The sequence below is a fragment of the Acinetobacter sp. WY4 genome, assembly GCF_018438165.1.
Classification (GTDB): Bacteria; Pseudomonadota; Gammaproteobacteria; order Pseudomonadales; family Moraxellaceae; genus Acinetobacter.
Genome location: NZ_CP053947.1, coordinates 2,230,940 through 2,242,169 on the forward strand (window position 1 = coordinate 2,230,940; position 11,230 = coordinate 2,242,169).

The 11,230-nt window shown below is 45.2% G+C and carries 9 protein-coding genes and 1 pseudogene; 4 read left to right on the plus strand and 6 right to left on the minus strand.

Annotated elements, in window-relative coordinates; genetic code table 11:
• Window positions 1-73: 73 nt before the first annotated feature.
• From G4D73_RS10400 to G4D73_RS10410, 3 genes are all read left to right on the plus strand, one after another.
• Window positions 74-1,267 carry an MFS transporter gene (locus tag G4D73_RS10400; protein WP_213686724.1) on the plus strand — a complete coding sequence of 398 codons (1,194 nt, stop codon included), beginning with the start codon at window positions 74-76 and terminating at the stop codon, window positions 1,265-1,267.
• A 222-nt stretch (window positions 1,268-1,489) separates the two neighbouring features.
• Entirely contained in the window at window positions 1,490-3,898 is a 2,409-nt protein-coding gene (locus tag G4D73_RS10405; RefSeq protein ID WP_213686725.1) for a YgiQ family radical SAM protein, read from the plus strand.
• A 398-nt stretch (window positions 3,899-4,296) separates the two neighbouring features.
• Window positions 4,297-4,845: a DUF2726 domain-containing protein gene (locus tag G4D73_RS10410; protein ID WP_005108423.1), complete on the plus strand. Its 549-nt coding sequence runs from the start codon at window positions 4,297-4,299 to the stop codon at window positions 4,843-4,845.
• A 54-nt stretch (window positions 4,846-4,899) separates the two neighbouring features.
• On the opposite strand, the gene G4D73_RS10415 is transcribed toward G4D73_RS10410, so the two are convergent.
• A complete protein-coding gene (locus G4D73_RS10415; protein WP_213686726.1) occupies window positions 4,900-5,256 on the minus strand; it encodes a RidA family protein in 357 nt (118 codons plus the stop codon).
• The gene (shiA, locus tag G4D73_RS10420; protein WP_213686727.1) at window positions 5,246-6,556 is read right to left on the minus strand and encodes a shikimate transporter; all 1,311 of its coding nucleotides are present in this window, start codon (window positions 6,554-6,556) and stop codon (window positions 5,246-5,248) included. The genes G4D73_RS10415 and shiA overlap by 11 nt, the downstream gene beginning before the upstream one ends.
• Before the next feature lie 15 nt (window positions 6,557-6,571).
• Here shiA and G4D73_RS15625 point away from each other — a divergent pair, with 15 nt between their 5' ends.
• On the plus strand, window positions 6,572-6,700 hold the full coding sequence (locus tag G4D73_RS15625) for a hypothetical protein (protein ID WP_004732574.1): 129 nt from the start codon (window positions 6,572-6,574) through the stop codon (window positions 6,698-6,700).
• Window positions 6,701-6,778: 78 nt separating this feature from the next.
• Here G4D73_RS15625 and dinB read toward each other — a convergent pair whose 3' ends face one another.
• From dinB to mdtD, 4 genes and pseudogenes are all read right to left on the minus strand, one after another.
• Entirely contained in the window at window positions 6,779-7,834 is a 1,056-nt protein-coding gene (dinB, locus tag G4D73_RS10425; RefSeq protein ID WP_004281020.1) for a DNA polymerase IV, read from the minus strand.
• Window positions 7,835-7,854: 20 nt separating this feature from the next.
• Window positions 7,855-8,870: pseudogene (locus G4D73_RS10430) on the minus strand (MBL fold metallo-hydrolase).
• A 53-nt stretch (window positions 8,871-8,923) separates the two neighbouring features.
• The gene (locus G4D73_RS10435; protein WP_213686728.1) at window positions 8,924-9,703 is read right to left on the minus strand and encodes a GH25 family lysozyme; all 780 of its coding nucleotides are present in this window, start codon (window positions 9,701-9,703) and stop codon (window positions 8,924-8,926) included.
• Window positions 9,704-9,769: 66 nt separating this feature from the next.
• Window positions 9,770-11,161: a multidrug transporter subunit MdtD gene (gene mdtD / locus G4D73_RS10440; protein WP_005249647.1), complete on the minus strand. Its 1,392-nt coding sequence runs from the start codon at window positions 11,159-11,161 to the stop codon at window positions 9,770-9,772.
• Window positions 11,162-11,230 lie beyond the last annotated feature (69 nt).

Consider the following 11,230-nt stretch of genomic DNA (forward strand, 5'->3'; position numbering starts at 1 on the left):
GTGCTATTTCGACTGAAACATCACATAAAAATAAAATTGAGAGGCGTATACTGAACCGGTCTATGGAGCGGATATGTCCTCAAATTCATCTTCAAGCCATATTGAATATGGCTCTTCTTCTTTTAAATCAGTACTCTTTTCCTTATTTCTTGCTGGCTTTGCCATTTTTTCATCACTGTATTGCGTACAGCCGATGATGCCGATTCTGGCTGATTATTTCCAGGTCAGCCCGACTCAAAGCAGTTTCCCTTTATCTTTTTCTACCATTGCCTTGGCAGTTGGCCTGATTTTTACTGGACTAATATCAGACCGATTCGGTCGTAAGCCGATTATGGTCTGGTCTCTATTTTCAGTCTCAGTATTATTACTATTAAGTGCAATATTGCCGATCTGGTCCGTGTTTCTGACCACACGAGTAATGATTGGATTGACAGTCAGTGGTGTCGCTGCGGTCGCGATGACTTATATCGGAGAAGAAATTGCAGAAAAAGATATCGGTTTTGCCATGGGCTTATATATTTCTGGCACAGCGATAGGTGGTATGGGAGGGCGTTTAATTGCCGGAGTTTTAGTGGATTTTATCTCCTGGCAATCTGCCACTTTGATTATCGGTATCTTAAATCTTTGTATCGCTGGATTATTTTATTACCTATTACCCGCTTCGCAACATTTTAAAGCCTATCCAATCAAGCTGAATCGTTTTAAAAACTCATTTAGGCAGAATCTCGCTGATCCAAAACTTCGGGTTTTATTCCTGCAAGGTTTTATCTTGATGGGCTGCTTTGTCTCGGTATTTAATTATCTGAGTTATCGCTTGATCCAAGCGCCATTTGAATTATCTCATGTCTGGATTGGCGTGATTTCGATTACTTATTTGGCCGGCATTTATAGCTCCCCTCGAGCAGCACACTGGGGACGGCATTATGGCAAATTCAGAATATTGGCAGCCATGATCCTGATGATGCTTGTGGGCTTGTCGCTGATGCTGATCAATCAGTTGGTTGTTGTTTTTACCGGATTGCTGATTTTTACTTTTTCTTTCTTCGCTGCCCATTCGACTGCCAGTAGCTGGGTGTCGATCCAGTCGTTACAGTATCGGGCAGTCGGTTCGTCGCTGTATTTATTTTGCTATTACTTGGGTTCAAGTGTGTTGGGGAGCTCAAGCGGATTGGTGTGGGAAAATTATGGCTGGATAGGATTAACTGTGTTTATTGCCGCGTTATTACTGACGGGTTTGTCATTCAGTTTAAAACTCCGTTCAAATTAGAGATTATTTCCAAGCTTTCCTCCTCATAAATAGAATCAATTTCTTTTTTGAAATATTTAAACTTTAGATTCAAGTGACAAAGAGAGCGCGATTCAGTTAGTCTCTGATTTTGTATAAATTATAATCAAGCAAGCTAGGGCCGATTCATGGTAAAATAATCGGCTTTCATCTTTGATCTTATTTTTAGATCTCCTATCATCTGCCAGCCGAGAATTGCTAGCCATGTCTACTGCTTATACCATGCAGACTGCGCCAAAAGCGTTGTTTGATTACGACAAATATTGGGCGTCTTGTTTTGACCCTGCGCCATTTTTGCCGATGTCACGCGAGGAAATGGATCAACTCGGCTGGGACAGCTGTGATTTTATTTTAGTTTGTGGTGATGCTTATATCGATCATCCGTCTTTCTGTTCAGGCATTATTGGTCGTACGCTAGAAGCACAAGGCTTCCGTGTTGGCATTATTGCACAGCCAGACTGGACCAGCGTGGATGCGTTCCGCGTTTTGGGTAAACCGAATATTGCTTGGGGTGTAACAGCAGGGAATATGGATTCTATGATCAACCGTTATACGGCTGACCGTAAAATCCGTTCTGATGATGCCTATTCACCAGACAATCAGCCAAACAAACGTCCAGACCGTGCGGCAACCGTGTATTGCCAGCGTGTCCGTGAAGCTTATCCAGATGTACCGGTATTGCTCGGCGGTATTGAAGCATCGTTACGTCGTATTGCGCATTATGATTACTGGTCAGACAAAGTGCGTCGTTCAGTCTTGATGGATTCAAAAGCCGATCTTTTAATGTACGGCAATGGCGAACGCTCAATCACTGAAATTATGCATCGTCTGGCACGTGGCGAGAAAATTCACGAGATTACTGATGTTCGCGGTACTGCGTTCATTGTGAATAAACACAACCGTGCCTCTAAAGCCAAATTTGTTGAAATTGCATCGAATGATGTCGATGCCATTGGCCGTGTTGATCCAATTATTAACCCGTATGTCATGACTGAAGATATCGAGGGTTGTGAGATTGAACAAGGCAAGGATTCTAGCCAGTACCAAGGTTTTCAAAAAGAACATGTCGCCAATCCGATTGTGCGAGCAGGGGATGACCTAGATCCTGATACACAAATTGTGCAACTGCAACCGGCTTCTAAAGCGATTAAACATAAGTTACCGCCGCGCGAATTGGCCGTAATCCGTTTGCCTGCTTTTGAAGAAGTGGCTGCAGATCCAGTGCTCTACGCACATGCCAACCGTATTCTGCATCTGGAAACCAATCCGGGGAATGCGCGTGCCATGGTGCAAAAGCATGGTGAACGTGATGTCTGGTTGAATGCACCGCCAATTCCGTTGACTACCGAAGAAATGGACTATGTGTTTGACCTGCCTTATGCACGTCTGCCGCATCCTGCTTATGGCAATGCACGTTTCCCGGCATTCGACATGATCAAGTTCTCTGTGAATATCATGCGTGGCTGTTTCGGTGGTTGTACCTTCTGTTCAATTACGGAACATGAAGGTCGTATTATTCAGAACCGTTCTGAAGAATCGATTCTGCGTGAAGTGGAAAAAATCCGTGATACTGCACCGGGCTTCACGGGTATTATCTCGGACTTGGGTGGCCCAACAGCCAATATGTACCGTTTGGCCTGTAAAGATCCTGAGATTGAAAAGAACTGTCGTAAACCGTCATGTGTATTCCCGGGCGTTTGTCAGAATTTGCATACGGATCATGCTCCATTGACGCAGTTATACCGTAAAGCGCGTTCTTTACCAGGCATTAAAAAGATTCTGATTGGTTCAGGCCTACGTTATGACCTTGCGGTTTTAAACCCTGAATATGTCAAAGAACTTGTCACCCATCATGTCGGTGGTTACTTAAAAATTGCGCCTGAACATACCGAAAAAGGCCCACTCAATAAAATGATGAAGCCGGGTATTGGGACTTATGACCGCTTCAAGCAAATGTTTGATCGTTACAGTAAGGAAGCAGGCAAGGAACAATACTTAATTCCTTACTTCATCGCGGCGCATCCGGGAACTACCGATTACGACATGATGAATTTGGCGATTTGGTTGAAGAAGAATGGTTTCCGTGCCGATCAGGTACAGACCTTCTATCCTTCACCAATGGCGACTGCAACTACCATGTACTACACTGGTAAAAACCCGCTGGCGAAAGTGGCGCGTTATACTGAAAATGTCGACATTGTGAAAGGTGAGAAGCGTCGTCGTTTGCACAAAGCTTTCTTGCGTTATCATGATTCAAACAACTGGCCGTTATTGCGTGAAGCCCTGAAAGAAATGGGTCGTCAGGATTTGATTGGTAACTCGAAACAGCATTTGATTCCGACTTATCAGCCTGTAGGCAGTGCAGACGGTCAGTATCAATCGGCGCGTAAGAAAAACTCGACGGTTGCCGGTGATTCGCAAAAACGTACTGGTGAGCAAGGGAATCGTAGCAAGGCTGCACAAGCTCAGTCTCGTCCTTCAAATACCAAGAAGCGTCCTGAACGTGGGCAAATTCTGACCCAGCACACAGGTTTGCCGCCGCGTGAAACAGGCGATGCCAAAAAACCGTTTGGTGAGCCAAAGCCTAAAGCGAAGCCCAAATCACGTGCATAATTAAGTTAATAAAAAGACACTTCGGTGTCTTTTTTTAGCTCTTGGGTAAAGTAACGTAGCCTGAGCTTGTTCGTTGAAAGTGTAAAAGAATATATTATTTGCATTAAGTTCTTTAAAAAAGTGATATAAAAATAACACTTTGTCGGAATTGTCCTACAGTTGGGCAGATATGTATTGCGATCAATTTCATGGATGTTTTAGAGTGCATTATCAGTACTTTAAATCCACTTTCATTGGCATCCAGAGAGATGTCACTTTAGGTAACACAGAATCGAGTTTTGATACCAGTTGTATGGGTATTTAAACAGATTAGTTGTTAGCTCTATTTAAAATAAAGCGTGGGTTTATACTGCACAACAATAAAACAAAAATGATTATAAGAATGCAAGGATTTAGGCATGACCACCTATATTATGATTGGGAGTTTCCTGCTCTTCTGTGTCGTGCTCATGGCATGGAAAAAGCTCGGAAATAATTCCAAACCACAAGACAGCGCGTTAAAGCAGCGTGCTATTTTTAACCTGAATGAGCAATTGACCTTCACTCGCCTGAGAGAAGTATTACCTGAATACATTATTCTGGCACATGTTTCCTATGATGCCTTAATGACGACTAAATTTAACCGGACTCGACATAAGTACCGCAACCTGACTGCAGATTTTGTAATTCTGGATCAGCAGCATCAGATTCTAGCCGTGGTAGGAGTGGATGACCCATTAATTTTGAAGCGTCCCCAACAGACGGGTTTTCAGGATGCATTACTAACCATGGCCGGTTATCGGGTGATTCGCTACGAGGATGTGCCGGAATATTATCAGTTGCGCCAGGACTTCTTACAGGAGCAAGCGCAAATGCAGAAAATGCCCAAATATACAGTTAGCAATGATCTGAAAAAATATTATTTATATTCGGATTTAGAGCGCAGTAAAATCAAAGCTGTGGGCTAAAACAAAAAAGCATGCCAGAAGCATGCTTTTTTTATGAGTATTGATCTTGAAACATTATTCTGGTTTAACCGCCACGACAGTCAGTTCGACCAATACCCGTGGATCATAGAGTTTTGCTTCTACACAGGTACGAGGCAGCGCTTCGATATCAGCGACCCAGGCATCCCAGACTTTATTGAAGGCTGCATAATCTTTTTCAATGTCTTTCAAATAGATGGTTACCGACATGATGTGACTTTTGTCTGTGCCGGCATCTGCCAGAAACTGGTCAATAATATCTAAAGTCTGTTGGGTTTGCCCTTTAATATCCAGTTCAACATCTGTGGCCAGCTGGCCGGCAAGATGCACCAGATTACCGGCAATAGCAATTTCCGAAAAGCGTTTCGATACGTGTAAACGTTCAACTGTCATGTTGTTCATCCTGAGTTTTGGGCATCAGGGCTGCGACCAGTGCAGTCAGCAGACAACCCACCGCCAGATAGATGGCTACATAATGCCATGAACCATCCGCCCAAATCACCAGTGCCGCTGCAATAAATGGGGTAAAACCACCCCCAATGATGCTCGCCACCTGATAGCCAACTCCGGCACCGCTGTAGCGGTATTCTGTGCCAAACAGGGAGGTGAAAATCGGTTGATGGACACTGACCACCATATCGTGTGCGACGTTCGCCAGTAAAATTGCCCCGACAATGATCATCCAGGTGTTTTGTGCATCGAGCGCCATAAAAAATGGAAAGGCTGAAAGCGCACCAATCAAACCGCCCCAGACACACATTTTCTGATGATTGAATTTATCCGCCAGCCAAGCAAAAAATGGAATACTGAAACAGCTAATTACCCCGACCATCAGCGTGATATTCAGGAAGAACTGTTTGTCCATGCCTAGGTTGCTGGTGGAATAGTTCAGGGCAAAGTTGGTGACCAGATACATGGTCAGTAATTCAGTCAGACGTAAGGCAATGATATAGAAGAAAGCTTTTGGATGTTTGCTGATCGCCTGCAAGATCGGCAGTTTTTCTGGTTGATGATCAGCTTTCACCACCTTTTCCACAAACTCTTGCGATTCATCCTGATCACGTCGGATCCACATCGCTACAGCTAACAGTACGATGCTGGCCAGAAAGGGAATACGCCATGCCCATTCAGCAAAGGCTTCTTCACCCAGTGTCGCAATAATAATCGACACTGCACCGGTGGCCAATACCAAGCCAACACCATAGCCGACCTGAACGCCACTGCTATAAAAGGCTTTTTTACCCTTGGGTGCATTTTCAACTGCCATCAGAGCTGCGCCGCCCCATTCACCACCGACAGCAAAGCCTTGCAAGGCTCGACAAAACACCAACAGCACCGGAGCCCACCAGCCAATTGCTTCAAAATTTGGCAGCAGGCCAATCCCGACCGTGGAAATTCCCATCAGGATTACCGTGAGTACCAGCATTTTTTTACGGCCGAGCTTGTCACCAAAGTGACCAAATACCACACCGCCTAAAGGACGAAACAGGAAGCCAACCCCAAAGGTGGCTAGTGCCGCCAGGGTGCCCATATTTTCGCCAATGCTGGGGAAAAACTGATCTTTAAAAATTAAGGCTGCAACAATGCCGTAAAGGAGAAAATCATACCAATCGACAACAGCACCAACAAAACTAGATAGCGCAGCTTTACGTGCGCGTTGTTCTTGAACAACAGAAGAATTTACAGAAGACATGCAGGAGGGGATTCCATGAGTTACATCAGAGTTGCCCTGCAATATTCGGATTTGATCGTCACGCTAATCACAGGACAGCATGCTGAAAGTAAAGGTGATTTTCAGCATCTCAGCACATACATGGATAATGCATTGCGCAGATAGAGTACTCTAAAAAATCAAAATGTAAAAACAAAGTTGCCGTATTTTTAAACTGATGCCTAAAACATGATCAAAAAAGGTTTAGAGTAGCAATAACTGGGTTTCAGTTTCGGGGACGCTGAGCTGATACACGCCGACGCCGATCAGCCGAAATTGCATCTGCGGAGCAATATGCAGGTCGTCGAGCAGTAAGTCCAAGGCTTGGGCTAATTCCTGTGGGCTACGCAGCACCTGTTTAAAACTTTTACTGTGTTGCATCACCTGAAAATTCTTGAGTTTTAATTTGACCGTAACGCCGCGAGCAGAAAGCTGTTTCTTTTGCAGGCTTTGCCATACTTGTCCAAGTAAAGGCTCCCAATAGGGGCGACATTGGTTCAGATGCAGGTCATCATCAAAAGTGGTTTCTTTGGAAATTTGCTGGCGTTCCCGTTCCACTTCGACCGGTCGTTCATCAATACCTTGAGCGTACAAAAACAGCCGCCGGCCATATTTGCCAAAATGTTGAATCAGTAAGGCTTCATCAATTTGCTGTAAATCGCCTAAAGTTTCTAGATTCAGACTTTTCAGTTTTTCCTGAGTGACTTTTCCCACGCCGGGAATTTTTTTCAGCGGCAGATCCTGGATAAAACGCTGTACCTGCGAAGGTTTAATTACACAGATGCCATTCGGTTTGTGCCAGTCCGAAGCAATTTTAGCGAGAAATTTATTGGGTGCCACACCGGCAGAAGCAGTCAGTCCGGTCGCTTGAAAAATATCCTCGCGAATCCGCATGGCGACTTCAGTAGCACTGGGAATCTGCTGTAAATTCTCCGTGACATCCAGAAAGGCTTCATCCAGAGACAGTGGTTCAATCAGGGAAGTATATTGTTGGAAGATCTGATGAATCTGTGCCGATACCTGCCGGTATTTGGCAAAATCTGGCTCAATTACGATGACTTGAGGACACAGTTTGCGCGCCTGTCCCATGGACATGGCAGAACGCAGGCCATAAACCCGTGCCGGATAGGAGGCAGCCGCGACCACCGCCCGAGGATGATGCGAGGCAATCACCACAGGCAAGTCTTTCAGTTCTGGACGTTCACGCAGCTCAACCGAGGCATAAAACGCATCCATATCGATATGAATAATTTTGCGCATGTTCGCTATCTTAAGGGCCTTTAATCGGATTGGGAAGCGACGGCTGCGTTGAGTAAATAGGGCTGCGGTTCGCTGAGCAGGACGACTTTTTTCCCTTGTCTCTCGGCAGCCTGAATCAGAAGTTGCAAACTTTTTGGGGTGTCATCGGCAAGACGGGGTAAAAATTGCAGCGGCTGGTTTAACGGCTGAAAAAATCATCCCAATGCACCGGAATCACCACTTTGAGCTTGAGGAGGTTCAGGGTTTCAGCCAGATATTGCTGCTGATAGGCATCGGATTGTCTGGAAAGCTGGGCAATGCCTAAAAACAGGGTGTCGACTTTCAGATGCTGCAATTGCTCTGGAATAAATCCGGTACTGGCCTTGACCAGAATTTTATGTCCTGCATGCTCAATCAGGTAGTCGAAACTGCCACCTTCCTTAAATTCGGAAAATTTAGCCGGAAGAGTAAAGGGCTGTAGCAGCTCTTCGCCTAAATCATCATTTACCACTGTGGGCGGGGTATGTTGTGAGGGAATTGCTGTGATTTGAAAATGCCCCCATTGTTGTACTTGCCAAGGCTTAACCGGCTGTAATTGCTGTGGGGTAACTTGGGGATTTGCCCGGGCGATATTCAGTGTGCTCGGCGAACCGACGACAGCAGTTTCGGGAAGCATCTCTAGTAAAGCCGGGACATCCAGAACATGATCATAATGAGAATGACTGACCAGAATGGCTTGGGTTCGGCTCAATTCATGGCATTGTACCAGTTGTTCTAAGAGCAGCTTATCACTTTGAATAGGTCGAGTAATTACTTGCCGCAAAGATGGCCGGCTAAAGAAACCATCGATCAGGATCTGATCGTGGCCATCATCGAGTAACAGGGTGGACACACCAAAAAATTTGACTGTAAGCCCGTGAACGGATATACCGGTTTGCGGCTGCCACGCTTTAAAGTCACTAACCTTGCCCGAAGCTTGCAACAGATAAGCCAGCATACCCGCGATGAGTAGGAGTAGAATCACCAGACCGAGTAAAATGCCTTTTATCCATTTCAATCTTTTTATTTCCTTGTTGTTTTTATAAAGAACTTGTTTTCAGGCGATCAGCTTTATTTCGCTTTATTCTCAGATGAAGGTACTACAATCGCATTCTTTTTGAGAAAATCCAGCCATTGCTGTTCTGAGCCATAAAAAACATTCAGGTCTACCGGTGTGGTAATACCGGGAATTTTCCCCTGACTGGTATGTTGCCAAAACGCCCATTTAGGCTGATCTTTTAAATCAGGCAGACCTTTGTATTCACGTACCCAGAGTGGTACGTTAGGAAAGTGTCCTGCCAGTACAATATTATAAAAAGCTTTAGAAATATAGAAAATCGGCTGCTTGCCATAATGCTTTTTCAGGGCATCGTGCATCACCTGAATTTCGTTTAAAAGCTGCTCTTTAGAATAGCTATTGATGCATTTACTGTCATATTCCAGATCAATTACTGGCGGTAAGGCATCCGGTTTATTGGGTACGGAGTCAATAAAATTCTGGGCTTGAATGCTGCCATCGCGGCAGAGCCGGTAAAAATGATAGGCACCGACCAAAAAGCCGCGTTCACGTGCTTTCAACCAATTTTCCTGAAAACGGGTATCTTTAAAGTCGCCGCCTTCAGTGGCTTTCAGATAAACAAAACGGTATTTTTCAGGCGAAATCTGCTGCCACTGAATCTCTTTTTGATGATGCGATACATCAAAACCCTGAATAGGATAATCGGCTGCATAGGCAGACGGTGCTTTCATCAGGCAGAGATAGACCATGGCGATCGTGATCACAGTGATCAGTATGCCCAGCCCAATCAAGAGCGATTTATGAACTCTGTTCGGAGCCTGATTTTTTTGCATTTTCAGTCCTTGCCTATATGTGATTTAGCCTAAAACTTACAATCAGCCCAAAGTGAATATAGCGCATCAAACCGGGGTATTTTTAGGAATATGCCAGAAAATATAGGCCGCAATAATATTGATGCAGCCTAAACAGATCAGTGATACATGAAAAGCAGCCACCAGATTGTCAGCGCCGTAATAGGCACTCAGCATGTTCACCAGTGTTCCTGCCAGTGCCACCCCGATACTCATTGACAGCATCATGATCATCGACAGGAAACTGTTGCCGCTACTGGCATCCTGCTGGCTTAAGTCCTTTAAGGTCAGGGTATTCATCGACACGAATTGCAGTGAATTTAAAATGCCGAAGATAAAGAAATGAATCGCACGGAGCCAGATTGGGGTTTCCGCCGTGGTCAGGGCAAAACTGGCAATACATAGACCTACCAGTAAGGTATTGACCAGCAAGACCCGACGGTAGCCAAAACGCTGAATGATGTTGCGGATAATCGGTTTGGAGGCCAGCGAACCAAGCACAGTCGGAATCATCAATAAACCGGTAATAAAAGGTTCGAAACCGAAAGCCACCTGCAACATCAGCGGCAGTAAAAACGGAATCGAGTTACCGCCGAGACGGGCAAAGAAATTACCCAAAATACCAATCGCATAAATTTTATTTTTAAACAGCCGGCTGCGAAACAGGGCATTGCTATGCGTATGCGAATGATAGGCATAAACCAGGGTGGCCAATAAACCGGCTAGAATCAGGCTCAGGCTCCACCACAGCGAGTTTTGTGGACTGGCAAAATTTTCAATTCCCAGACAGAGGCCCACCATGGCCACGACCAGCAAGATAAAGCCCCAATAATCAAAGCGAGCGACTGTAGGTTCAAGTACATTCGGCATGGCCTTAAAGGTAATCAGTGCGCCCAGCAAGCCAATCGGCAAATTGATCAGGAAAATCCAATGCCAGGACAGATATTCGACCATCCAGCCACCTAGGGTCGGCCCAATTAAAGGACCAATCAGGCCGGCCAGACTCATCAGGCTCATGGCGGCCAGAAACTGGGTACGGGGAATGATCTTTAGCATCGCCAAACGGCCGACCGGCAGCAATAATGCACCACCGATCCCTTGAAAGATCCGGTACACCAATAATTCATTCAGGCTACTTGACCAGGCACAGCCCAAAGAGGCCAAAGAGAAAATAATAATCGCAGCAAAATAGGTATTTCTGACCCCGAACCGGTCTGCCAGCCAGCCACTTAAAGGAATGCAGGCCGCCACAGACAGCACATAAGCCACGACCACACTGTGCATGCGTAGCGGATCTTCCTGCAAATTTTGGGCAATTGCAGGTAGGGCCGTATTAATAATGGTAGTATCCAGCCCCTGCATAAAAAAGCCAATCGAGACCAACAAGACCAGCAGTCTGAACTCAGGATCTAAGGCTTGATGCGTAGGCGTGGCATTCATAATTCTGGAAAACTGAAAATTTTGAATAGTTTAAAGGAATCAGCCGAGTCTGTCGTATATAAAGCGTTT

Coding starts and splice junctions, on each gene's coding strand:
- G4D73_RS10410 (WP_005108423.1), top strand. CDS start 4,297: ATGACCACCTATATTATGATTGGGAGTTTCCTGCTCTTCTGTGTCGTG.
- mdtD (WP_005249647.1), bottom strand. CDS start 11,161: ATGAATGCCACGCCTACGCATCAAGCCTTAGATCCTGAGTTCAGACTG.
- G4D73_RS10435 (WP_213686728.1), bottom strand. CDS start 9,703: ATGCAAAAAAATCAGGCTCCGAACAGAGTTCATAAATCGCTCTTGATT.
- G4D73_RS10405 (WP_213686725.1), top strand. CDS start 1,490: ATGTCTACTGCTTATACCATGCAGACTGCGCCAAAAGCGTTGTTTGAT.
- G4D73_RS15625 (WP_004732574.1), top strand. CDS start 6,572: ATGAGTTACATCAGAGTTGCCCTGCAATATTCGGATTTGATCGTCACG.
- G4D73_RS10415 (WP_213686726.1), bottom strand. CDS start 5,256: ATGACAGTTGAACGTTTACACGTATCGAAACGCTTTTCGGAAATTGCT.
- dinB (WP_004281020.1), bottom strand. CDS start 7,834: ATGCGCAAAATTATTCATATCGATATGGATGCGTTTTATGCCTCGGTT.
- G4D73_RS10400 (WP_213686724.1), top strand. CDS start 74: ATGTCCTCAAATTCATCTTCAAGCCATATTGAATATGGCTCTTCTTCT.
- shiA (WP_213686727.1), bottom strand. CDS start 6,556: ATGTCTTCTGTAAATTCTTCTGTTGTTCAAGAACAACGCGCACGTAAA.